The organism is Lysobacter silvisoli (assembly GCF_003382365.1).
GTDB classification, from domain to species: domain Bacteria; phylum Pseudomonadota; class Gammaproteobacteria; order Xanthomonadales; family Xanthomonadaceae; genus Lysobacter; species Lysobacter silvisoli.
The window spans coordinates 1,248,693-1,270,812 of the sequence record NZ_QTSU01000001.1; the positions used below are offsets into that span (position 1 = coordinate 1,248,693).

The 22,120-nt window shown below is 69.1% G+C and carries 21 protein-coding genes; 12 read left to right on the plus strand and 9 right to left on the minus strand.

Features of this window, described 5'->3' with window-relative positions; genetic code table 11:
• Positions 1-22: 22 nt before the first annotated feature.
• Complete coding sequence (locus tag DX914_RS05515; protein ID WP_115858023.1) at positions 23-286, plus strand: hypothetical protein; 264 nt, start codon at positions 23-25, stop codon at positions 284-286.
• Positions 287-331: 45 nt separating this feature from the next.
• On the opposite strand, the gene DX914_RS05520 is transcribed toward DX914_RS05515, so the two are convergent.
• Entirely contained in the window at positions 332-913 is a 582-nt protein-coding gene (locus DX914_RS05520) for a hypothetical protein (RefSeq protein ID WP_115858024.1), read from the minus strand.
• Positions 914-1,097: 184 nt separating this feature from the next.
• Here DX914_RS05520 and DX914_RS05525 point away from each other — a divergent pair, with 184 nt between their 5' ends.
• From DX914_RS05525 to DX914_RS05535, 3 genes are all read left to right on the plus strand, one after another.
• Positions 1,098-2,606, plus strand: a complete 1,509-nt coding sequence (locus DX914_RS05525; protein WP_147300608.1) for a trypsin-like serine peptidase — start codon at positions 1,098-1,100, stop codon at positions 2,604-2,606.
• Positions 2,607-2,823: 217 nt separating this feature from the next.
• Entirely contained in the window at positions 2,824-3,186 is a 363-nt protein-coding gene (locus DX914_RS05530) for a hypothetical protein (RefSeq protein ID WP_147300609.1), read from the plus strand.
• Positions 3,183-4,586, plus strand: coding sequence for a matrixin family metalloprotease (locus DX914_RS05535; RefSeq protein ID WP_115858027.1), 1,404 nt, complete (start codon positions 3,183-3,185; stop codon positions 4,584-4,586). The genes DX914_RS05530 and DX914_RS05535 overlap by 4 nt, the downstream gene beginning before the upstream one ends.
• 91 nt (positions 4,587-4,677) lie before the next feature.
• On the opposite strand, the gene crcB is transcribed toward DX914_RS05535, so the two are convergent.
• Positions 4,678-5,073: a fluoride efflux transporter CrcB gene (gene crcB, locus DX914_RS05540; RefSeq protein ID WP_115858028.1), complete on the minus strand. Its 396-nt coding sequence runs from the start codon at positions 5,071-5,073 to the stop codon at positions 4,678-4,680.
• 2 nt (positions 5,074-5,075) lie between these two features.
• Positions 5,076-6,359, minus strand: coding sequence for a replication-associated recombination protein A (locus DX914_RS05545; RefSeq protein ID WP_196778879.1), 1,284 nt, complete (start codon positions 6,357-6,359; stop codon positions 5,076-5,078).
• A 291-nt stretch (positions 6,360-6,650) separates the two neighbouring features.
• Between DX914_RS05545 and DX914_RS05550 the strand changes: the two genes are divergently transcribed.
• Positions 6,651-7,178, plus strand: a complete 528-nt coding sequence (locus DX914_RS05550; protein WP_115858030.1) for a glycoside hydrolase family 108 protein — start codon at positions 6,651-6,653, stop codon at positions 7,176-7,178.
• 9 nt (positions 7,179-7,187) lie between these two features.
• On the opposite strand, the gene lolA is transcribed toward DX914_RS05550, so the two are convergent.
• The 4 genes from lolA to DX914_RS05570 all read right to left on the minus strand — a co-directional run bounded on the left by lolA (position 7,188) and on the right by DX914_RS05570 (position 12,582).
• Positions 7,188-7,832 carry an outer membrane lipoprotein periplasmic chaperone LolA gene (gene lolA, locus DX914_RS05555; protein WP_115858031.1) on the minus strand — a complete coding sequence of 215 codons (645 nt, stop codon included), beginning with the start codon at positions 7,830-7,832 and terminating at the stop codon, positions 7,188-7,190.
• Positions 7,833-8,180: 348 nt separating this feature from the next.
• Positions 8,181-8,831 (minus strand): hypothetical protein, encoded by a 651-nt coding sequence (locus DX914_RS05560; protein WP_115858032.1) that lies wholly within the window; start codon positions 8,829-8,831, stop codon positions 8,181-8,183.
• Positions 8,832-8,937: 106 nt separating this feature from the next.
• Positions 8,938-11,298 carry a DNA translocase FtsK gene (locus DX914_RS05565; RefSeq protein ID WP_115858033.1) on the minus strand — a complete coding sequence of 787 codons (2,361 nt, stop codon included), beginning with the start codon at positions 11,296-11,298 and terminating at the stop codon, positions 8,938-8,940.
• 213 nt (positions 11,299-11,511) lie between these two features.
• Positions 11,512-12,582, minus strand: coding sequence for an alanine dehydrogenase (locus tag DX914_RS05570; RefSeq protein ID WP_115858034.1), 1,071 nt, complete (start codon positions 12,580-12,582; stop codon positions 11,512-11,514).
• A gap of 257 nt (positions 12,583-12,839) precedes the next feature.
• On the opposite strand from DX914_RS05570, the gene trxB reads away from it, so the two are divergent.
• From trxB to DX914_RS05610, 7 genes are all read left to right on the plus strand, one after another.
• Positions 12,840-13,793 carry a thioredoxin-disulfide reductase gene (gene trxB / locus DX914_RS05575; protein WP_115858035.1) on the plus strand — a complete coding sequence of 318 codons (954 nt, stop codon included), beginning with the start codon at positions 12,840-12,842 and terminating at the stop codon, positions 13,791-13,793.
• Between the two features lie 2 nt (positions 13,794-13,795).
• On the plus strand, positions 13,796-14,605 hold the full coding sequence (locus tag DX914_RS05580; protein ID WP_115858036.1) for an SEL1-like repeat protein: 810 nt from the start codon (positions 13,796-13,798) through the stop codon (positions 14,603-14,605).
• A 5-nt stretch (positions 14,606-14,610) separates the two neighbouring features.
• A complete protein-coding gene (locus DX914_RS05585; protein WP_115858037.1) occupies positions 14,611-15,066 on the plus strand; it encodes a GNAT family N-acetyltransferase in 456 nt (151 codons plus the stop codon).
• Complete coding sequence (locus DX914_RS05590) at positions 15,050-16,216, plus strand: GNAT family N-acetyltransferase (RefSeq protein WP_115858038.1); 1,167 nt, start codon at positions 15,050-15,052, stop codon at positions 16,214-16,216. The genes DX914_RS05585 and DX914_RS05590 overlap by 17 nt, the downstream gene beginning before the upstream one ends.
• Before the next feature lie 157 nt (positions 16,217-16,373).
• Entirely contained in the window at positions 16,374-17,129 is a 756-nt protein-coding gene (aat, locus tag DX914_RS05595) for a leucyl/phenylalanyl-tRNA--protein transferase (protein WP_115858039.1), read from the plus strand.
• 87 nt (positions 17,130-17,216) lie between these two features.
• Entirely contained in the window at positions 17,217-17,435 is a 219-nt protein-coding gene (infA, locus tag DX914_RS05605) for a translation initiation factor IF-1 (protein WP_031372296.1), read from the plus strand.
• A 714-nt stretch (positions 17,436-18,149) separates the two neighbouring features.
• Positions 18,150-18,509: a DUF6491 family protein gene (locus DX914_RS05610; protein WP_115858040.1), complete on the plus strand. Its 360-nt coding sequence runs from the start codon at positions 18,150-18,152 to the stop codon at positions 18,507-18,509.
• 783 nt (positions 18,510-19,292) lie between these two features.
• Here DX914_RS05610 and clpA read toward each other — a convergent pair.
• Positions 19,293-21,572 carry an ATP-dependent Clp protease ATP-binding subunit ClpA gene (clpA, locus tag DX914_RS05615; protein ID WP_115858041.1) on the minus strand — a complete coding sequence of 760 codons (2,280 nt, stop codon included), beginning with the start codon at positions 21,570-21,572 and terminating at the stop codon, positions 19,293-19,295.
• Between the two features lie 87 nt (positions 21,573-21,659).
• Positions 21,660-21,980 carry an ATP-dependent Clp protease adapter ClpS gene (gene clpS, locus DX914_RS05620; protein ID WP_115858042.1) on the minus strand — a complete coding sequence of 107 codons (321 nt, stop codon included), beginning with the start codon at positions 21,978-21,980 and terminating at the stop codon, positions 21,660-21,662.
• Positions 21,981-22,120: the final 140 nt, after the last annotated feature.

The following is a 22,120-nucleotide window of genomic DNA, read 5'->3' on the forward strand; positions in this document are numbered from 1 at the left end:
GTCGTTGAGGGAGCACGCACTGATGAGCGTGCTGGTGGGGCTGCAGCGGGGCGTGCAGCCGGAAACCAGCCATCTGAAGCATTGTTTGGTCGAAGAAGGTCTGGCCCTGAACCAGGGCGGACGATTGTGCCTGTCCGAAGCCGGCAATACCTTGCTGCAAGGCCTGCAGCACCTGCTATGGGCGGAAGTGGAAGCGCTGCAGCAAGTGCTGTCCAATCGCGCCGGCGCCAACGCCAGCAATACGGCAACGCCGGACTACGCGCGCAGCCCCGCGACCACGCCTTGAATCCAGCGGCACCGGCGGCACGCGGCCGCCGGTGCGCTACGGACCTCAGGCCGCGCTCTTGCTGCGGCGGCCCAGCCACCAGGCGATCGCGGCGCCGGCCAGCAGCCAGCCGATCAGCTGTTCCAGCAACACGCCCAGGGTGAACTGCATCGGGAACAGGTACCAGTTCCAATGCGGCACCGCGAGCGAGAACCACAGGAACAGCGCGAACGCGCCGGCGATGGCGACGCGGCGGCCGAAACTCCATGGGCCCAACGACGCCACCCAAGCCAGCAGCCATGCCGCCAGCAGGCAGCTCACGAACTGCTTGATCAGGTTCGGCCCCATGCTCTGGATGGCCGGATTGCCGCCGGGCTGATAGACCACGAAGGCGTAGGCCTTGTCCTTGTTGCCGGCGATGAAGGCGTTGCGCGCGGCTTCGTCGTTCCACTGCGCCATGTCCATGCTCGGGTACATGTAGATGCCCTCGCCCGAGGTCGAGGCCTTCACCGCTTCCAGCACCGTGTCCTGCTGCGCCTGCGCGGGCACCTTGATGCCCATCTCGCCGATTGGCAGCGCCATGTGCGCGACCGCGCCCCAGATGAACATCACGACCGCGCCGATGATGCCTGCTACCAGTACCCGCATGGCCTAGCCCCTTTCGTATGGGTTCCCCCGAACCCGGCGCCGCGAGCTTGCACCCCGGCGGGCGCGGCGGCAATGCGCAGTGCCGCATACCGACGAACGGACGGCCGCTGCGGCGCGGCGGCTGCGTCTGCTGGAGTGGGAGGGACCGATCCCGTCTACAGGCCCGGACGCCGGGGACAGCGCCATGGATTGCCGTCGTTGCACACCCTTGCGGCTGCGCGCCGCGGCGCTGCTGTTGAGCGCGCTGGCCTCGCCCCTGGCGCTGGCCCAGGACCCGCCGCAGCGCCAGCGCATCAGCAGCCGCGCGCTGCAGGGCGAACTGCGCCAACGGCCACAGGGCGTGACCGTGCCGGCCGAAATCACCCAACGCGGCGACCGCCTGGTACTGCAGACCGCCGACGCGGCCGTACCCGTGGTCAACCCCGGCGCGCTGGGCCAGAACGTGCGCCAGCTGCCGGTGCAGGTGGTGGTCAGCGATACCCCGGCCGGCGTCGAGGGCGTGCGCATCGGCGCGGTCAAGCTGCAGGCCACCGAGCGCTGGCGGCAGCTGAGCCCGCAGCAGCGCAGCAAGTTCGGCAATGTCGACGCCGCCCAGCGCCGCCTGGGCGCGGCCGCCGAATCGGCGCTGCGCCCCAACGCCACGCCCGCCGACCTGGGCCGCCTGCGCCAGGCCGTGGACGCGACCGAGCGCCAGGTGCTGAGCGCCTACCGCTCGCTGCCGCCCAGCCAGCGCAGCGAACAACGGGTGCTGGTGGAACAGCACAGCGAACTGCGCCGGGCCAAGAAATCGCTGTACGGCCTCAACCGCGACGACCGCTACCCGCCGCAGGCCTACGAGCGCATCTATGCCAATTCGCGCGGCGCCTTCGCCCTGCGCGTGCGCGGGGAGGAGATGCCGCGCTGCAGCGCGGTGCTGATCGGCGAGACGCTGGCGCTGACCAACAACCATTGCATCCTGGAAGACCTGCCCAGCGAACTGGAGGCGGTGTTCGACTACGAGGACGACCTGGACGGCCGCCACCTGGACAGCCAGGTCTTCCCCATCGCCGACATCCGCCTGACCTCGGAAGAGGAACGCGACAACCTCGACTTCGTGCTGCTGGAACTGGGCGCCAACCCGCAAGGCGCCCTGCCTGGCGCGGTCTACCCGCCGCAGTGCCTGTCGCTGAAGCCGGTGCGCCGCGACGACCCGTTGTACGTGATCGGCTTCCCGCTGGGCGGGCCGCGCACGGTGCACGACAACAGCTACGTCTACTTCCCGTTCCTGGCCAGCGCCGACGAATTCGCCGAGATCGAAATCCTGGTGCGCTCGGAGTTCGCCACCCTGGAGGACGAACAGCAGTCCTACATCGACGGCAAACTCAAGGAATTCATCGACAGCTACCGCCCGCGCACCGCCGCCGACGGCAGCCGCTACTACGAATACGTGAGCGTGCGCTTCGGCGACCAGCCCACCATCGGCGCCGACAGCGACACCTACCACGGCAACTCCGGCTCGCCGGTGTACAGCCGCCGCAACCACGCGGTGGTCGGCCTGTTGTTCGACGGCCAGGAAGACACCTCGCAGCCCTGGTCGCCGGGCTGGCGCGCGCACGAGGCGATCCTGCCGATCGGCAAGGTAGTCGAGCGCCTGGACACCGTCGCGCCGGATTGGCGCAGCGATCCGCGCCTGTGCGTGCGGCCGGCGAGTTGAGGCGCGCATGGCCATCCGCCCACGGCATTGGAAGGCCTGGCTGCTGGCGGCCTGTGCCGCTGGCTGCGGCGCGCAAACGCCGGAACCGCCTGCGCCGGTAGCGACCCAGGCGCCCGCGCAAGCGCCGGTAGCCGCGCCGGAGCCGCCTGCGCCCGCGCCTGCGCCAACGCCCGCCGCCGAGCCGCCCACCGGGGCCGCGCCGCCGCAACCCAAACCAGTGCCAGTGCCGCTCCCGCCGCCGCAAACACCGGATCCCAAGCCCAAACCCGCCGCACCGCCCGCGCCTTACCTAGATATCAGCATCACCACCCTGTCCAAGGGCCGCGGCGTGCCCGAGCCCACGCGCGAGGCCTACCAGCGCGTGCGTGCCCTCATGGACCACAAACAGCGTGAGCAGCAGCTGTCCGGCCTGAGCGTGCGGCGCATGGGCCTGGAAGGCGAAACCCGCTTGTGCGCTCGCTTCAGCGATGCCGCACAGGCACGCGAGGCCCTGGCCGAGATCCGCGAACTCACGGCCGGCGTCGAACTGATCGCCGTCGAATCCACACCCTGCATCCCGTCCAAGGAGGACGCGCCATGAAATCCGCTCCCTCGCTTAGCCTTCCGCTGGCTCTCGCGCTCGCGGCCGTGCTGACGGCACCGGCCTGCAAGCGCCAAGAGGCGCCGCAGCCGGTCGCGCCCGCGCCCGAACCCACGCCGGAACCGCCGCCGATCACCTTGAAGATCCGTCCCGCCAGCGGCGCGGTCGAAGCCAGCGAGGCCAACGTGGCCAAGACCAAGGAGCAGATCGCCGAGTCGGCGCAGAAGATGCGCGAGCAGTGGATCGGCAAGTCCTTCGAGGACTTCGAAAAGGCGGTCTACCGCGAGCCCGGCGAGAACGGCAAGTACATCGTCAACGGCGACATCGCCTTCGCCGACCGCAAGCACCTGGAGGAGTTCTTCGACCATCTGCAGGACAGCGCCAACGGCGTGGCCGGCGGCAAGCTCGTGGTCAACCGCATCGGCGGCGAAGGCGAGCCGGCCGGGCTGGCCGTGGCCACCTTCAACGGCCGCGCCGACGTCTGGAACAGCGGCAACAAGAAGCGGCTCACCTACTGCGTGAGCACCGGTTTCGGCGCGCGTCACGCCGCCGTAGTCGCCGACATGGAGGCCGCCGGCCGCGCCTGGGAGGAAGCGGCCGACGTCGATTTCGTCTACCTGCCCGCGCAGAACGGCAACTGCACCGCCAGCAACCCCGGCGTGGTGTTCGACGTGCGCCCGGTCAACGTGGACGGCAACTACCTGGCGCGCGCGTTCTTCCCCAGCGACCAGCGCCGCGACCGCAACGTGCTGATCGACGAGTCCGCGTTCCAGCTCGACCCGGCCGACAAGCTCAAGCTGGTCGGCATCCTGCGCCACGAACTGGGCCACGCCCTGGGTTGGCGCCACGAACAGACCCGCCCCGAGGCCGGCACCTGCTTCGAGGACAGCGACTACATCCCGGTCACCGACTACGACCGCTTCTCGGTCATGCACTACCCGCACTGCAACGGCGGCGGCGACTGGTCGCTGACCCTGACCGCCGCCGACAAGGCCGGCGCCGGCTGCATCTACGGCAAGGGCAGCAACAACCCCGAGAACCTGGGCGCCTGCCGCTTCCGCATGCCCGACGTGGCCAGCGGCAGCGCCGCCAGCGAGACCTTCGCCGCGCAGACCGTGGCCAAGGGCGCGATGAAGCACTACGGCCCGTTCCGGGTGAAGCCCGGCTCCCTGCTCGAAGTGCGCCTCAGCGGCGCCGGCGCCACCCCCGGCGACCCCGACCTGTACGTGGACTTCACCCGCAAACCCGAACTCAACCGCTGGGTCTGCCGCCCCTACCTAAGCCGCGCCGACGAGGTGTGCGAACTGCAGGTGCCGAGCAACCGCAGCGAGGTGTTCGTGGCCGTGCGCGGGTACACGGCGGCGAACTTCGGCTTGCAGGTGAACTACGTGAAGCCATAAGCCGGCGATAAGTCCGGCGCAGCTTTGCGCACTATTTATTTTTAAAAACAATTAATTAGAGAGTAAATCTCCAGTTAATTCACGAGTGCAATCAAACCGCCCCACCCCACCCGCGTACTGTCGCCATCCCCAGCGCCGTCATCGCCAGCGAGCCGAACAAATGCAGCGCCGCCGTCGCCAGCGCCCAGCCGTACTGCTGGCGCAGCAGCTGCTGCACCACTTCGGCGGAGAAGGTGGAGAAGGTGGTCAGGCCGCCGAGCAGGCCGGTGATGGCGAACAGCCGCCACTCCGGCGCGATCGCGGCGTGGCTGTCGAACCAGGCCACGGCCAGGCCCACGCCGTAGCCGCCGACCAGGTTGGCGGCCAGGGTGCCCAGCGGCAGCGTGGCGGCGATGGGATTCAGCCACAGCGACAGGCCCCAGCGTGCCCAGGCGCCGAGCGCGGCGCCCAGGCCGACCGCGGCGAAGGGAATCAGCCAGGCGCCCATGCTCAGCCCCCCTGCTCGCCCTCGCCGCGCGCGTTCGCACGTGCGGTGCGCAGGCGATCGAGTTTCTCCTTGAGCTTGATCTCCAGGCCACGCTCCACCGGCTGGTAATACACGCGCTCGCCCATGGCGTCGGGGAACCCCGTCTGGTCCAGGGCGATGCCGCCGGCGGCGTCGTGGTCGTACTGGTAGCCCTGGCCGTAGCCGAGCTGCTTCATCAGCTTGGTCGGCGCGTTGCGCAGGTGCAGCGGTACGTCCTGGGTGCCGAACTCGGCCACGTCGGCGCGGGCCGCGTTGTAGGCGCTGTAGGCGGCGTTGGACTTGGCGGTGCTGGCCAGATAGATCGCCAGCTGGGCGAAGGCCAGTTCGCCCTCGGGGCTGCCCAGGCGGTCGTAGGTGTCCCAGGCTTCCAGGGCCATCTGCAGCGCGCGCGGATCGGCCAGGCCCACGTCCTCCACCGCCATGCGGGTCAGCCGGCGCGCCAGGTAGGACGGGTCGCAGCCCCCGTCGAGCATGCGCGCCAGCCAGTACACGGCGGCGTCGGGGTTGGAGCTGCGCACGGATTTGTGCAGCGCCGAGATCTGGTCGTAGAACTGCTCGCCGCCCTTGTCGAAACGGCGGGTGCGGTCGGCCAGCACCTGGGCCAGGGTGGCCTCGGTGATGACGCCGCCTTCGTCGGCGGCCAGTTCGGCGGCGATCTCCAGCAGGGTCAGCGCGCGGCGCACGTCGCCGTCGGCGGCGCCGGCGATGTGCAGCAGCGCCGCATCGTCGACCTGGACGCCCTGCCCGCCCAGGCCGCGTTCTTCGTCTTCCAGCGCGCGGCGCAGGGCCACGGCGATGTCGGCGGCCGACACCGCCTCCATCACGTGCACGCGGCAGCGCGAGAGCAGCGCGGAGTTGAGTTCGAACGAAGGGTTCTCGGTGGTCGCGCCGACGAACAGGATGGTGCCGCGTTCGATATGCGGCAGGAACGCGTCCTGCTGGGCCTTGTTGAAGCGGTGCACCTCGTCCACGAACAGCACGGTGCGCCGGCCTTCGGCGAAACGGTGCGCGGCCTCGGCCAGCACCTGGCGGACCTCGGGCAGGCCCGAGAGCACGGCCGAGATCGCGCGGAAGTCCGCGTCCGCATAGCGCGCCAGCAGCAGCGCCAGGGTGGTCTTGCCGCAGCCCGGCGGCCCCCACAGGATCATCGAATGGACCTTGCCGGCCTCCACCGCGCGGCGCAGCGCGGTGCCCGGCGCGAGCAGGCGGCGCTGGCCGACCATGTCGTCCAATTCGCGCGGGCGCATGCGTTCGGCCAGCGGACGCAGGCCTTCGCGGTCGACGCTGAGCAGGTCGGGGGCGTCCTCGGGACGGCGGGAGGTTCGGCGGGCCACGCGGGGTTCGTTCGTCAGGCGGTATCGAAGGCCACGATAGCAAGATCGCGTCGCAGCAGAAGAGAAATGCGGGCCAAGACCTTGATGCGCAAGGCCGCTCGCCCCCCAGCTCACAAACCGGGGCCCGCCGCGTTGGCATTAAGCGGGCCGGCGACGCGCGCCGCCCGGCGCTCGCCTGCGCCCTACCGCCCCGGACCCCGAGCCATGGCCAATTTCGATCTGTATTTCCCGCAACTGCTGAGCTTCGAAGGCGGCTACGTCGACGATCCGCACGACCCCGGCGGCGCGACCAACAAGGGCATCACCCTGCGCACCTTCCAGGCCCACGCCTCGCCGTTGCTGCAGGTGGCGCCGACCCTGGCCAACCTGCAGGCGCTGACCGACGCGCAGGCCGCGACCTTGTATCGCGCGCTGTACTGGGACCCGCTGCACGGCGACCAGATCCAGCTGCAGTGCCTGGCCAACGAGTTGTTCGATTTCTACGTCAACGCCGGCGTGCACGCGATCTTCCTGCTGCAGCGCCTGCTGGGCGCGCCGGTGGCGGTGGACGGCGTGTTCGGCCACGACACCCTGGCCGCGCTGCAGGCCAGCGACCAGCGCAGCCTGTACGCGCGCTACCGCCAGGGCCGGATCGACTACTACCGCCTGCTGGCGGCGCAGCACCCGGTGCTGGCGCGCTTCCTCGCCGGCTGGCTGCGGCGCGCGCAGTGGTTCCCGGTCAGCGCGCCCTGAGCCTGGCGATCAGCGCTCGCCGCCGATCACGTCGGTGCCGGCCGGCGGGGTGAACTTGAACTGGCCGGTGGCGAAGGCGGGATTGCGGCGCCAGCCGGTGAAGGAAATCTCGGTGCGTTGGCCCAGGCTGTCGACCACCTGCATGCGCGCCAGGCCGGCGGCGTTGAAGCCGAGCTTGGCGCTGCGGAAGCCGGCCTCGGTGCCGGACTTGGGCGCCAGGCTCAGCCAGTTCAGGCCCTCGGCGGTGCCGGCCTCGCGGACCACGAACTGCGCGTCGAGCTTGGCCGGATCGATCAGCGCCGACAACGGGCTGTTCTGCTCTTCGGCGCCCTGCGGACGCACGGTGACCTGCTGCAGGTCCGGGTCGTGCACCCAGACCTTCTTGCCGTCGGCCACGATCAGCTGCGGATAGGGCTTCACGTACTCCCAGCGGAACAGACGCGGCGCGGACAGCGCGACCTTGCCGTTGGAGCTTTCCTTGCGCTTGCCGTTGGCGTCGAACACCTGCTGGGTGAACTGACCGTCCAGGCCCTTGAGGCCGCGGGTGAAGGTGTTGAGGTCGTCGCGCGCGCCGGCGGTGGCGGCGCCGGCGAACAGCGCGCCGGCGATCAGGGCGGTGCGGGCGGCATGGCGGACGGTGGCGGACAGGCTCATGCGGGGGAAGGCTCCGGTACGTAGCTTTGCGGCGAGTCTGCCGCGGTGAAACTGAATAGAGCTGCACAGTATCGCCTGGATGCGAAGACGGCGTTCAGGCGGCGGTATGGCCCCGATCCACTCCCTCCCGTCATTCCGGCGAACGCCGGAACCCACTTTGATCTTCGCTCCGACTGGCGGGGCCAGAGCACAGGCAGGCGGCGATGCGATTTCGTCACACGCCCCACCCGTCGTTGCGGCGAAAGCCGGAACCCACTTTGATCTTCGCTTGCGCCAGCGGAGGTGAAGCAAAGACAAGATGGGTTACGGCTTTCGCCGAATGACGGCTTTTACCGCCGTCGCCCCGCCTTAAAAACTGCGCAAGGCGTTGCGCTTGATCTGCGATTCGATCTGCTGCTGCGGCGATGCCTGGGCCTGCGCCGGCGCGTCCAGGCCGACGCCGGCATGCTCGTCCTGCAACTGTTCGCAGCGGCCGTCGTCGTCGCAGGCGTAGACCTGGGGCGCGGCCGCGACCAGCGAGGCGTCGCTGTCGCTGCCGACGGTGACGTAGGCGCCGCCGCGATGCGGCGTAGGCGCGGGTCCGGTCACGGCGGCCAGGCGCGGGGCGGACGCGGCTGCAGCCACATCCAGTTCGCGCACCGCAATCGGGTCGGCGGCGTCGTAACCGGCGACGGCCATAGCGACCACCGCACGACCGGAGGTGTCAGGCTGGGGCCCGACACGCGCAGGCACTTCATCAGCGGGTTTCGCTGGCACCGGTGCGGCGGTGGCGACGGGCGCGGCGCGCGGCGGCTCCGCTGCCACGGGTGCTGCGACAGGCTCGGGCGCGGTCGCCTGCACAGGCTGCGCCGCAGGCAGGCGCTTGGCCGGATCCTGGTCGCGCAACGAAGGCACGCTGCGCCACCGCACCCACTCCTGCGCGGGCGCCGGCCGATGGACGCAGACGATCAGCAGCAGCGCCGCGGCGACGGCGCCGGTCTTGCTCGAATACCGGGCCATGCGGCCACTCCCCGAGTCCGAACCGCAAGATCCCCCCGTCCCCAGCTTAAGCCGGCTTGTGTGACCGCCGCCAGCGCCGCCGGCGGCCGTCCGTCGGGGTGGCGGGCTACTTCGGCGGGGGCGGCGCCAGCACGCTGCGGTCGCCGTTGTGCTCGGGCGGGGAGACCACGCCGGCGGCCTCCATGGCCTCGATCAGGCGCGCGGCGCGGTTGTAGCCGATCTTGAGCCGGCGCTGCACGCCGGAGATCGAGGCGCGACGGGTCTCGGTGACGATGCGCACGGCCTCGTCGTAAAGCGGGTCGGACTCGTCCCCCGCCCCGCCGCCGCTTTCCGGCAGGCCGGTGGCGCCGACCACCACGCCGTCGCCCAGGGTCTGCACCTCGTCCAGCACGCCCTCGATGTAGTCCGGGCCGCCGCCGACCTGCTTGAGGTGCTCGACCACGCGGTGCACTTCCTCGTCGGAAACGAAGGCGCCGTGCACGCGTTCGGGCATGGCCGTGCCCGGCGGCAGGTACAGCATGTCGCCGTGGCCGAGCAGGGTCTCGGCGCCGGACTGGTCCAGGATGGTGCGCGAGTCGATCTTGCTCGACACCTGGAACGCGATGCGGGTAGGAATGTTGGCCTTGATCAAGCCGGTGATCACGTCCACCGACGGGCGCTGGGTGGCCAGGATCAGGTGGATGCCGGCCGCACGCGCCTTTTGCGCCAGGCGCGCGATCAGCTCTTCGACCTTCTTGCCGACGATCATCATCATGTCGGCGAATTCGTCGATGAAGATGACGATGAAGGGCAGCGTTTCCAGCGGCCGCGGCGCCTCGCCGAGCTCGGCGTTGGGCTTGAACAGCGGGTCCATCATCGGCTGGCCGGCGTCCTGCGCGTCCTTGACCTTCTTGTTGAAGCCGGCCAGGTTGCGCACGCCCACCGCGCTCATCAGCTTGTAGCGCCGCTCCATTTCGGCCACGCACCAGCGCAGGCCGTTGGCGGCCTCCTTCATGTCGGTGACCACCGGCGCCAGCAGGTGCGGAATGCCCTGGTAGACCGACAGCTCCAACATCTTGGGGTCGATCATCAGCATCCGCAGGTCCTTGGCGGAGGCCTTGTACAGCAGGCTCAGGACCATGGCGTTGACCGCCACCGACTTGCCCGAGCCGGTGGTGCCGGCCACCAGCAGGTGCGGCATGCGCGCCAGGTCGGCCACGGTGGGCCGGCCGGCGATGTCCTTGCCCAGGGCCAGGGTCAGCGGGCTGCCGGACTTGTCGTATTCCTTGGAGCGCAGCAGCTCGGACAGGAAGATCATCTCGCGCGAGGTGTTCGGCGTTTCCAGGCCGATCACCGACTTGCCCGGGATCACGTCGACCACGCGCACCGACTTCACCGACAGGCCGCGGGCGATGTCCTTGTCCAGCGAACTGATCTGGCTGACCTTGACGCCCGGCGCCGGCTGCACCTCGAAACGGGTGATGACCGGGCCCGGATAGGCGCCGACCACCTGGGCGTCGATGCGGAAATCCTTGAGCTTGAACTCGATCTGCCGCGACAGGGTTTCCAGCGTTTCCTCGCTGTAGCCCTTGGGCTGCGGCTTGGGATCGTCCAGCAGCGCCAGCGGCGGGATGCCGGTGCCGTCGCCGGTATGGAACAGCGGGATCTGGGTCTCGCGCTTGGCGCGCTCGCTCTTTTCCACCACCGGCGCCGGCGGCGGTTCGATCTTGACCTTCTCGCGCTTGGCGCGCAGTTCCACGTCGACCTTGCGCGCTTCCTCGCGCTCCTCGCGGTAGGCGCGGGTCTGCTGCCATTCGCTGGCCTGCTGGCTGCCGCGGCGGAACAGCTTGCTCAGCAGCGGGCCCAGGGCCAGGGTCCACTGGCCGATCTTGTCCATCACCGCCAGCCAGGAAATGCCGGTGGCCAGGGTCACCGAGATCAGCAGCAGGGCCAGCAGGAACAGGTTGCCGCCGACCGGACCGAAGCCCGAATACAGCGAACGCCCGACCAGCTGGCCGAGGATGCCGCCGCTGCCGGCGGAGAAATATTCGGCCGTGCCCAGGCGCAGGTGCAGCAGGCCGGTGGCCGAGACCAGGAAGCCGACGATGCCGACCAGGCGCAGCGCCGGCCCCAGGTCGGCGTCGCCATCGCCGTCCGCGTCCATGCCGAACAGGGCGATCCAGGCGATCGCGCCCAGCATGACCGGCAGCAGGAAGGCGACGTAGCCGCACAGGTACAGCAGCACATCGGCGGTCCAGGCGCCCACGCGCCCGCCCAGGTTGTGCACCGGCGCGGTGATCGAGCCCGAATGCGACCAGCCCGGGTCCGCGGGCGAGTACGACAGCAGGCTGGCCAGCAGGTACAGCAGCAACGGCGCGATCAGGATCAGCGCGATATCGCGCACCAGCCGCTGCCGGCGCGGCGAAGGCGGCGCCTTTTCCTTGGCCGGAGCGGCCTTTTTGCGGCTTGCGGAAGGAGCTTGCGCCACCGTGAAGTTCTGCCTCAGCTAGATAACGTTAGTTATTGAATATACGCGAAAAGCCCCTGCCCCGCGCAAGCCGCCCCGGGGCTGAGCCGGGGGCTGCGTACGGGCGCCGTCGAAACGAAAACGGGCGGCCAGCGAACGGTAGCATCAAAGCCCGCGTCCGCCGCCGCCCGCCGTGCGGGACAGGGGCCGGCATCCGGCCCCGATCCGCCGTGCTTACAGGCTCATGCCCTGCAGCGCCGGGTGCACCAGCTTGCCGCCTTCGACATTGATGCCGCGCACCAGGGCCGGGTTGTTGCGCCACTCGTTGCCGGCCGCCAGCTTGTTGACCCAGGGCAGGATCGCCGCGCAGATCGCCTGCGAGGAGGTCTGCGGCACCGCGCCGGGCATGTTGGTCACGCAGAAGTGGGTCACGCCCTCCTCCACATAGGTCGGCTCCTTCCAGGTGGTCGGACGCGAGGTCTCGAAGCAGCCGCCCTGGTCGATGGAGATGTCCACCACCACGCTGCCGTCTTCCATGCCCTTGAGCATCTCGCGGGTCAGCACGTGCGGCGCGCGCGCGCCGGTCACCAGCACCGCGCCGATCACCAGGTCGGCCGAGGCCACTTCGCGCGCGACCACGTCCACGTACGGGAACAGCGCGGTCACGTTGTTGCCCAGGCGCATCATCTGGTCCATGCGGTCCTGGCGCATTTCGAACACGGTGACGTTGGAGCCGCCGGCCGCGGCCAGCGCCGCCGACGCGCCGCCGGCCTGGCCGGCGCCGAACACCACCACCTTGCCGCGCTCGGTGGACGGCAGGCCGCCCAGCAGCTTGCCCTTGCCGCTCATGGGCTGGTGCAGCAGGTGGGTGCCGACCTGCACGCCGATCTTGCCGGCGATGATCGACATCGGCGCCAGCAGCGGCAGGTCGCCGTTGGGCAGCTCGACGGTCTCGAAGGCCACGCCGGTCAGGCCGATGTCCAGCAGCTGCTTGGTCAGCACCGGCTCGGCGGCCAGGTGCAGGTAGCAGAACAGCAGGTGATCCTTGCGCAGGTGCTGCAGATCGCCGGCGATGGGTTCCTTGACCTTGACGATCAGTTCGCCCTTCTCGTACAGCGCGGCCGCGTCCGGCGCGATCTTCACGCCCAGGCGGGTGTAGTCGGCATCCTTGAAGCCGCTTTTGACGCCGGCATCCTGCTCCAGCCAGACCTCGTGGCCGCGCTTGACCAGGTCGCCCGCGGCGGCCGGGACCAGCGCGACGCGGCCTTCGAGGGTCTTGGTTTCCTTGGGTACGCCGATACGCATTGCCTTCGCTCTCCAGTGGGGCCAAGAAAAAACGCCGCATGCGCGGCGCACCCAGCCCGGATTGTGTTGTGCAGTTTCGCTGCTGTGGGGGATCGGTCTTTGGCGCTGCAACGTTGCGTCCGCGGCGCGCGCCTTGTTTTGCCGGGACGTCGCCGCCAAGCTATGGCAACGACAGCGCCTTCAACACGCCAGCGTATGGCTCGCGTGCCGGAGGCACATCGCGCTCACGCGCGTCCCAACAGCCCGCGATTATATACATGACCCCTTCGAAGCACTCCCGCGTCGTCATCCTCGGTTCCGGCCCGGCCGGCTGGACCGCAGCCGTCTACGCCGCCCGCGCCAACCTCAAGCCGCTGGTCATCACCGGCCTGCAGCAGGGCGGACAGCTGATGACGACGACCGAGGTGGACAACTGGCCCGGCGACGCCCACGGCCTGATGGGCCCTGACCTGATGGCGCGCATGCAGGCGCATGCCGAGCGCTTCGATACCGAGGTCGTGTTCGACCACATCCACACCGCCGACCTGTCCAAGCGCCCGTTCCGCCTGATCGGCGACAGCGGCGAGTACACCGCCGACGCGCTGATCATCGCCACCGGCGCCACCGCCAAGTACCTGGGCCTGCCCTCGGAAGACCTGTTCAAGGGCCGCGGCGTGTCCGCCTGCGCCACCTGCGACGGCTTCTTCTACAAGGACCAGGACGTGGCCGTGATCGGCGGCGGCAACACCGCGGTCGAGGAAGCGCTGTACCTGTCCAACATCGCGCGCAAGGTCTACCTGGTGCACCGCCGCGACACCCTGCGCGCGGAGAAGATCATGCAGGACAAGCTGTTCGCCAAGATCCAGTCGGGCAAGATCGAGCCGGTGTGGCACCACGTGATCGAGGAAGTGCTGGGCAACGACGCCGGCGTGACCGGCATGCGCGTGCGCTCGGTGCAGGACGACAGCGTGCGCGACATCGCCGTGCACGGCCTGTTCGTGGCCATCGGCCACACCCCGAACACGTCGCTGTTCGAAGGCCAGTTGGAAATGAAGAACGGTTATCTGACCATCAAGACCGGTCTGGACGGCAACGCCACCCGCACTTCGGTGGAAGGCGTGTTCGCCGCCGGCGACGTGGCCGACCAGGTCTACCGCCAGGCCATCACCTCGGCCGGCTTCGGCTGCATGGCGGCGCTGGACGCCGAGAAGTTCCTCGACAAGGACGCCTGAGCATGCGCGCCGCGTTCGCGACCGTGCTGATCGCGGCCGCGGCGCTGTTGCCGTGTGCCGCGCAAGCGAGGGAGCCGGGCCTGTTCTGTCTGGACCGCGCCGAGCTGGCGACCGAGCGCGACAAGGCCAGCCCGGCGGCCCGGCAGCTGATCTACAACGAACAGTCCAGCTTCGGCGCCCTGCTGGCCGGCTATGAACGCATGCTGCAATCGGCCGAGCGCGGCGACGCGACGTCGCAGCGCCGGATCGGCGGCTATTGGGCCGCCTGCGTGCTCGCCGGCGACGGCATGAGCGCACAGAAGCAGGCCACCGCCGTGTCCTACCTGCAAGCCGCGGCCGGCAAGGGCGACACGCAGGCGCAGCGATACCTGGCGCAGTTCCACGCCCTGGGCGCCGGCGTGCCCGCCGACTACGGCCAGGCATACAAGCTGCTGGTGGACTCCGGTTATCCGCCCGACACCGCGGCCAAGACCGCGATCCGGCTCAAGCTCACGCAGTCCGCGCCGTCCGAACAGCAGGCCATGGCGGTGTTCGGCGTGGTGCTGAGCGCCATGCTCAAGGAACGTCTGGAGGCGCTGTCGGACGAAGTGGTGCGCAAGGATGCGGCCGGCCAACTGCAGAACGTGCGCGCCACCGTGCGCACCTGCCCCAATCGCGTCGAGATCCAACAGGCCGACCCGGGCATCGATCAGCCGGCGATGCTGGCTGCGCTGCGGGCCTTGCTCCAGCGCCTGCCCAGCGAAGGGCTGCCGTGCAAGGACGACAGCGGCCAGGCGTTCGGCTTCGCCCTGCCTTTTTCCATCCAGCGCTAATCGCCATGTCCGACACCCGTTTGCAGATCCGCGACGATCGCCACGACGCGCTGTCGGACAGCGACTTCGCGGTCATCCACGGATTCCTGAGCCAGACCTATTGGGCCGGCAACATTCCGGCCGAGACCCAGCGCCGCGCGCTGGAACACTCGCTGTGTTACCGCGGCTATATCGACGGCGCACTGGTCGCGTTCGCGCGCGTGGTCAGCGACCGCGCCACCTTCGCCTATCTGGCCGACGTGTTCGTGCTGCCCGAGCAGCGCGGCCGCGGCCATGCGCGCGCGCTGGTGCGCGCGGCGATGGACGACCCGCGCCTGCAGGGTCTGCGCCGCTGGCACCTGGTCACCCGCGACATGCAGACGCTGTACGCCGGCCTGGGCTTCGAGGCGCTGAGCCAGCCCGAGTACCACATGCAGCGCCACGACCCCGACGTCTACCGTCGCAATGACCGCAACGGCTGAGCCGCTGACCGCACGCCTGTTGCCCGGCCTGGCGCAGATCGCGCCGGCGCAATGGGACGCGCTGCACGACGGCGGCAACCCGTTCCTGGCCCACGCCTTCCTGTCCGGCCTGGAAAGCCAGGGCTGCCTGCGCGAGGACTGGGGCTGGACTCCGCATCACCTGAGTCTGTGGCGCGGCGACGAGCTGATGGCCGCCGCCCCCGCGTATCTGAAGGACAACTCGCACGGCGAGTTCGTGTTCGACCACGCCTGGGCGCACGCCTACGCCCAACACGGCCTGGACTACTTTCCCAAGTGGCTGTGCGCGGTGCCCTACTCGCCCGTGACCGGCCCGCGCCTGCTCGCGCGCGACGACGCGGCGCGCGCGCAGCTGATCGCGGCGATGGCCGCGCTGACCCAGCGCCAGGAGCTGTCGTCGGCGCACGTCAATTTCCACCGTGAGGACGAAGACGCGCTGTTCGGCGAGGACTGGCTGGCGCGCACGGACGTGCAGTACCACTGGCGCAACCCGGCCGGCGCCGACGGCGCGCCCACCTGGCGCAGCTTCGAGGATTTCCTCGCGGCCATGGACCACAAGCACCGCAAGAACATCCGCCAGGAGCGCGCCAAGGTCGCGCGCGCCGGCGTGCGCCTGCGTGTGATCGAAGGCGCCGATGCGAGCGAGGCCGAGCTGGCGGCCATGCACGGCTTCTACCTGCGCACCTTCGCCGACTACGGTAACCACCCGGCGCTGACCCTGGAATTCCTGCACCACCTGGCCCGCACCCTGTCACAGGCCCTAGTGATCGTGCTGGCCGAACGCGACGGCCGCGCCATCGCCGGCGCGCTGTGCCTGCGCGGCGGCGACACCTTGTACGGCCGCTATTGGGGCGCCAGCGAACAGGTGCCGGGCCTGCATTTCGAAACCTGCTATTACCAGGGCATCGACTACTGCCTGCGCACGGGCCTGCGCCGTTTCGAACCCGGCGCGCAGGGCGAGCACAAACTCGCGCGCGGGTTCTTGCCGCAGGTGGTGCGCAGCCGGCATTGGGTCGCGCATGAGGGTTTCCGCGGAGCGCTGTCGGCCTGGTGCCGCGAGGAGAGCGCGTCGGTACGGCGCTACGCGCGCACGTTGGCGGGGCATAGTCCGTTCAAGGGGGGCGACGCTTGAACTGGGGCAACAGCAAATCCCCCCTCGCCCTCCTTTTTCAGAGGGAGAACCCGAATTGCCGCCGCCGTTGCTGTTCCCCCCCTTTGAAAAAGGGGGGCTGGGGGGATTGGCTGTTGCTCTTCCCCCACTCGCCGCTCGCTCGTCCATCATCGCCGCGATGAGCCGCCTGCCCGCCCTGCTCCCCGCCGATCCCGAAGCGCCGTTCCCGCCGGCCGAGCGCGCGCTGCGCCGGCCCAACGGCCTGCTTGCGGTGGGCGGGGATCTGAGCACGGCGCGCCTGCTCAACGCCTACCGCCACGGCGTCTTCCCCTGGTTTTCCGAAGGCGACCCGATCCTGTGGTGGACGCCGGACCCGCGCATGGTGTTCGCCACCGACGGCGTGCGCCTGTCGTCCAAGTTCCGCCGCGGCCTGCGCCGCAGCGGCTGGATCGTGCGCGCCGACACCGCCTTCGCCCAGGTGCTGGACGCCTGCGCGCAAGCGCCGCGACCCGGGCAGGACGGCACCTGGATCACCGCCGGCATGCGCCAGGCCTACCTGGACCTGCACGCGCTCGGCCATGCCCATTCGATCGAGGTCTACGACGGCCCGCGCCTGATCGGCGGCCTGTACGGCATCGCGGTGGGGCGCATGTTCTTCGGCGAGAGCATGGTGTCGCTGCAGTCCGGCGGCTCCAAGGTCGCGCTGGCCGCGCTGGCCCGGCGCCTGCACGGCTGGGACTGGCCGCTGCTCGACGCCCAGGTCGAGAACCCGCACCTGCTCAGCCTGGGCGCGCAGCGCTGGCCGCGTCCGCGCTTCCTGGCCGCGGTGACGGAACTGGCCGCGCAGCCCGAGCCCGCCGGCTCTTGGACCGCCCGCTTCGGCGATTGGCCGGCCCGGTTGCTGGCCGAATCCGAGGCGCCCGACGCCGCTTAACTTAATTTTTGCGCCAGCGCCCCCGGCATGGCACAATGCCGGGCTTCGCGGGCGCGAACCGCCCGCTTTTCCTCATCCAGGGAACACATGGCAAAAGACGACGTGATCGAATTCGAGGGCACGGTGGCGGAAACCCTTCCGAACACCATGTTCCGCGTGCGCCTCGAAAACGGCCACGAGATCATCGCCCACATCTCCGGCCGCATGCGCAAGAACTACATCCGCATCCTGACCGGCGACAAGGTCAAGGTCGAAATGACCCCCTACGACCTGACCAAGGGCCGCATCACCTACCGCATGAAGTAATCGCGGTAACCGATTGAAAAAAGCGGCCGCCGGCCGCTTTTTTCGTTTGCACGCCCAGGCAGCCGCGCCCCCGCCCTCGCGGAACAAGAGAAACCCACCTGCGGCGCAACCCGCATTTTGCGCAACCGGCACGACCCGCTGTCTGTGGAGCCGGCGCAACCCGCTTTCTGTGGGAGCGGCGTGAGCCGCGATTCGCAAGCCGCAACTGCGCACCGCACTCGCCCACGACCCGGCACACGCATCGAACCTGTGCGAGCCGCGCCCCCGCCCTCTCCTCACCTTCGCGCCGTGCATCGCGACGCAAGCGCAGCGCCCGGCCGCACGCCGCCGATCGCCATCGGCCTGCAACGAAATCGCCTCCGCGTACATCCATATTCGCCAGGCCGCACGACACAGCGACCGACGCGTTCGCGGGCCCGCGAACGCACCGTCCGCATGCGGCCTAAGCGCGCATCCGGCGCCGGCAACGCCTGCGCGGCGCCATCGCGCGTGCGGATTCGTCGCCGCTGCAGGCCTTTCGCACCGGCTTGGGCGGGAGTCGTCGCAAACCGTCTTGCGTCGTCGGCGCGCTCGCGCAGCATGCGTGCTGCACGACGCGCACGGTGCCGAAGGTCATGGTGCCGGAGGTCACAACGACTTCCTCCAGATTCGGTGCGAGCCGCACATCACTACCTTGTCCCCGAGCTAGATCCACCCCTTAAGGAGAGCCCCACCATGCGTCACTCTTATCGCGTTTCCCTGCTGCTCGCCGCCGGCCTGTGCGCCGCCAGCGCCCAGGCCTTCGCCGCCGACGCCATCCAGGACTGCGTGGACCTCAGCGGTTCGCAACAGGTGTCGCGCTTCGGCGGTCAGTACGTGCTAGTGGCCGACGGCAGCGACTACTACCGCCTCAGCGTCGGCAGCTCCTGCGACGGCCTGCAGCTGGCCACCCGCTTCGAGCTGTCCACCGAAGGCCAGGCCGGCCGCGTCTGCCCCAGCGGCACGCGGGTCAAGCTCAACAAGGGCGATTGCAAGATCAGCAAGGTCGAGCGCATCGACGAGGCGGCGTACACGCGGTATTCGCGCCGGAGCTGATGGCGATCTTTCGCCGCGATTTGCTGTTGCGACTGCCCTCACCCCAACCCGCACCCCGGCCCGCCCGCAGTGCGGTCGGGCGTTCGGTGCAGCGCGAGCCAGTGGCTCGCAAGCGCTGCCCCTCACCCCGTGAACGGGAGAGGGGCTAAAGCATCAAGCGGCGTCGGATGCGTCCCCTCTCCCGCCTGCGGGAGAGGGCTAGGGTGAGGGGGTGAGCGCAGCGAATGCTCTTGCTCCTCGGTCGGGCACCGAACTCGCCACGCCAATAGCAGACCCGTAGGGCGGCGCACAGGAGGTGCGCCGTTTTTCGCTGGCACAGGATGTGCCATCGAAAAATCCCGGCGCACGCCCCGATCTCGCAGGGGAGCTCTGGCGAAGCGTTTTTCTTTGGTTACTTTCTTTTGACGCTTATCAAAAGAAAGTGACCCGGCCGCTTGCGGACGGAAGCTGTTGCTGTTGCTTCAAAGCAGCACCCCCACACACCTTCGCGAGTTCGGAGCGGATCGCGGCTCACGCCGCTCCTACAGAAAGCACATCCCGCAGAGACCGAAGCGTTCGTCGTAGTTGAGGATTCGCGGTCGCAGCTTACGCAGCTCCTACAGGGGGCAAGCGTGGGGTTCGTCGCAGGTGCGGATTCGCGGTCGCAGCTTGCGCAGCTCCTACAGGGGCAATCGTGGGGTTTGTCGTCGATGTGAATTCGCGGTCGCGGCTTACGCCGCTCCTACCCGGGAGCAAAAAAAGGCGGCCTGGGGGCCGCCTTTTTTCTTGTTGCGTGGGGAACGCTCAGACCGTTGCCGGCAGCAGGCGCTCGGGTTCGGCTTGCGCCTCCACCACCAGTTCGTCGTCCTTGACGTCGATCATGACCCGGCCGCCGCCGACCAGCTTGCCGAACAGCAGCTCGTCCGCCAGCGGGCGCTTGATCTTGTCCTGGATCACCCGCGCCATCGGCCGCGCGCCCATCAGCGGGTCGAAACCGTGCTGGGCCAGCCAGTCGCGCGCGGTCGGGGTGGCGCTCAGGCTCACGCTCTTCTCGTGCAGCTGCGCTTCCAGTTCGATCAGGAACTTGTCCACCACGCGCAGGATGTGGTCGAAGCCCAGCGCCTGGAACTGCACCACCGCGTCCAGGCGGTTGCGGAATTCCGGGGTGAAGCTGCGGCGGATCACTTCCATGGCGTCGGTGGAATGGTCCTGCTTGGTGAAGCCGATCGTGCGACGCGAGGCCTGGGCCGCGCCGGCGTTGGTGGTCATCACCAGGATCACGTTCTTGAAGTTGGCTTCGCGGCCGTTGGTGTCGGTGAGCGTGCCGCGGTCCATGACCTGCAACAGGATGTTGAAGATGTCCGGGTGCGCCTTCTCCACCTCGTCCAGCAGCAGCACGCAGTGCGGCGTCTTGACGATCTTCTCGGTCAGCAGGCCGCCCTGGTCGAAGCCCACGTAGCCCGGAGGCGCACCGATCAGGCGGCTCACCGAATGCGGCTCCATGTACTCGGACATGTCGAAGCGCACCAGCTCGATGCCCAGCTGCAGCGCCAGCTGCTTGGTCACCTCGGTCTTGCCCACGCCGGTGGGGCCGGCGAACAGGAAGTTGCCGATCGGCTTGTCGGGATTGCCCAGGCCCGAGCGGGCCAGCTTGATCGCCGAGGTCAGGGTGTCGATGGCCGCGTCCTGGCCGAAGATCACCATCTTCAGGTTGCGCTCGAGGTTCTTGAGCACGTCCTTGTCCGAGGCGCTGACCTGCTTGGTCGGAATGCGCGCCATCTTGGCCACGATGGTCTCGATCTCCTCCACGTCGATCAGGCTCTTGCGCACGCCCTCGGCGAGCAGGCGCTGACGCGCGCCGGCCTCGTCGATGACGTCGATGGCCTTGTCCGGCAGCAGGCGGTCGCCGATGTGCTTGACCGACAGGTCCACCGCCGCCTGCAGCGCCTCGTCGGCGTAGGTCACGCCGTGATGCGCCTCGTACTTGGGCTTGAGGCCCTGCAGGATCTCGAAGGTCTCGCCCACGGTGGGTTCGACGATGTCGATCTTCTGGAAGCGCCGCGCCAGCGCGCGGTCCTTCTCGAAGATGCCGCGGTATTCCTGGAACGTGGTCGAGCCGATGCAGCGCAGCTCGCCCGAGGACAGCGCCGGCTTGATCAGGTTGCTGGCGTCCATGGTGCCGCCGCTGGCGGAACCGGCGCCGATGATGGTGTGGATCTCGTCGATGAACAGCACCGCGTCGGGCAGCTTCTTCAGCTGCGCCAGCACCGCCTTGAGGCGCTTTTCGAAGTCGCCGCGGTACTTGGTGCCGGCCACCAGCGCGCCCAGGTCCAGGGCGAAGATGGTCGCGTTCTCCAGCACCAGCGGCACGTCGCCGTCGACGATGCGCTTGGCCAGGCCTTCGGCGATCGCGGTCTTGCCCACGCCGGCCTCGCCCACGTACAGCGGGTTGTTCTTGCGCCGGCGGCACAGCACCTGGATGGTGCGCTCGACCTCGTCGGCGCGGCCGACCAGGGGGTCGATCTTGCCGTCGCGGGCGAGCTGGTTGAGGTTGACCGCGAACTCGGCCAGGGCGTCGGACTTGCCCTCGCCCTCGCCGCCCTCGGCCGGCTTGGTCTCGCCGTCCTCGTGCGGGCCGGCGTCCTCGGCGCCCTGCTTGGCGATGCCGTGCGACAGGTAATTGACCACGTCCAGGCGGGCCACGTCCTGCTGGTTGAGGAAGTAGACCGCGTGCGAGTCCTTCTCGCCGAAGATCGCCACCAGCACGTTGGCGCCGGTGACCTCCTTCTTGCCGGAGGACTGGACGTGGTAGACGGCGCGCTGCAGCACCCGCTGGAAGCCCAGGGTGGGCTGGGTGTCGCGGTCGACGTCGTCGGGGAGCACCGAGACCGAGGTGGCGATGGCCTGCTCCAGGTCGCTGCGCAACCGGGCGAAGTCGGCGCCGCAGGCCTTGAGCACGCCCTCGGCCGAGGGGTTGTCGAGCAGCGCCAGCAGCAGGTGTTCGACCGTCATGTACTCATGGCGCGCCTCGCGGGCGCGCTTGTAGCACTGGCCGATGCTGTATTCGAGATCCTTGCTGAACATGGGGAGGGAGCCTCCAGAACGTATGCACCCTAGGTGGGGCCGGCCGGCGGTTTTTCCATCCCCGTCGTCGCGGAGTACGGTTCCTGTTTAAGCCTTTTCCATCGTGCACAGCAAGGGGTGCTGGTGCAGCCTTGAAAATTCGTTCACCTGCGCCACCTTGGATTCGGCGACCTCGCGCGTGAAGACCCCGCATACGCCCCGCCCGCGGGTGTGGACGTGGAGCATGATCTGGGTGGCTTTTTCGGCGTTCATCGGGAAAAAGCGCATCAGCACTTCCACCACGAAATCCATGGGGGTGTAGTCGTCGTTCAGCAGCAGCACGGAATACAGCGGCGGCCGGGCGACTTCCGGCTTCCCCGTTTCCACCAGTACGCCGTGGCTGTGTTCGTGATCGGTCTGTTTGGGCATACGGAAATTATACGTCCGGCAGGCCGCGGGCCGTGGACGCCCACCAGCGGGTGAATCAAAATGGCGACCAAACGCCGTAAACCAAGCCCGACCGCCACCCAACCCGAGAAAGGACTTCCGATGCGCCCGACCGCCCTGGC

Bases quoted from the DNA above. Each gene is read 5' to 3' on its own strand.
- DX914_RS05515 (WP_115858023.1), top strand. From the start codon at position 23: ATGAGCGTGCTGGTGGGGCTGCAGCGGGGCGTGCAGCCGGAAACCAGC.
- DX914_RS05520 (WP_115858024.1), bottom strand. From the start codon at position 913: ATGCGGGTACTGGTAGCAGGCATCATCGGCGCGGTCGTGATGTTCATC.
- DX914_RS05525 (WP_147300608.1), top strand. From the start codon at position 1,098: ATGGATTGCCGTCGTTGCACACCCTTGCGGCTGCGCGCCGCGGCGCTG.
- DX914_RS05535 (WP_115858027.1), top strand. From the start codon at position 3,183: ATGAAATCCGCTCCCTCGCTTAGCCTTCCGCTGGCTCTCGCGCTCGCG.
- crcB (WP_115858028.1), bottom strand. From the start codon at position 5,073: ATGGGCGCCTGGCTGATTCCCTTCGCCGCGGTCGGCCTGGGCGCCGCG.
- DX914_RS05545 (WP_196778879.1), bottom strand. From the start codon at position 6,359: ATGCGCCCGCGCGAATTGGACGACATGGTCGGCCAGCGCCGCCTGCTC.
- DX914_RS05550 (WP_115858030.1), top strand. From the start codon at position 6,651: ATGGCCAATTTCGATCTGTATTTCCCGCAACTGCTGAGCTTCGAAGGC.
- lolA (WP_115858031.1), bottom strand. From the start codon at position 7,832: ATGAGCCTGTCCGCCACCGTCCGCCATGCCGCCCGCACCGCCCTGATC.
- DX914_RS05560 (WP_115858032.1), bottom strand. From the start codon at position 8,831: ATGGCCCGGTATTCGAGCAAGACCGGCGCCGTCGCCGCGGCGCTGCTG.
- DX914_RS05570 (WP_115858034.1), bottom strand. From the start codon at position 12,582: ATGCGTATCGGCGTACCCAAGGAAACCAAGACCCTCGAAGGCCGCGTC.
- trxB (WP_115858035.1), top strand. From the start codon at position 12,840: ATGACCCCTTCGAAGCACTCCCGCGTCGTCATCCTCGGTTCCGGCCCG.
- DX914_RS05580 (WP_115858036.1), top strand. From the start codon at position 13,796: ATGCGCGCCGCGTTCGCGACCGTGCTGATCGCGGCCGCGGCGCTGTTG.
- DX914_RS05585 (WP_115858037.1), top strand. From the start codon at position 14,611: ATGTCCGACACCCGTTTGCAGATCCGCGACGATCGCCACGACGCGCTG.
- DX914_RS05590 (WP_115858038.1), top strand. From the start codon at position 15,050: ATGACCGCAACGGCTGAGCCGCTGACCGCACGCCTGTTGCCCGGCCTG.
- aat (WP_115858039.1), top strand. From the start codon at position 16,374: ATGAGCCGCCTGCCCGCCCTGCTCCCCGCCGATCCCGAAGCGCCGTTC.
- infA (WP_031372296.1), top strand. From the start codon at position 17,217: ATGGCAAAAGACGACGTGATCGAATTCGAGGGCACGGTGGCGGAAACC.
- DX914_RS05610 (WP_115858040.1), top strand. From the start codon at position 18,150: ATGCGTCACTCTTATCGCGTTTCCCTGCTGCTCGCCGCCGGCCTGTGC.
- clpA (WP_115858041.1), bottom strand. From the start codon at position 21,572: ATGTTCAGCAAGGATCTCGAATACAGCATCGGCCAGTGCTACAAGCGC.
- clpS (WP_115858042.1), bottom strand. From the start codon at position 21,980: ATGCCCAAACAGACCGATCACGAACACAGCCACGGCGTACTGGTGGAA.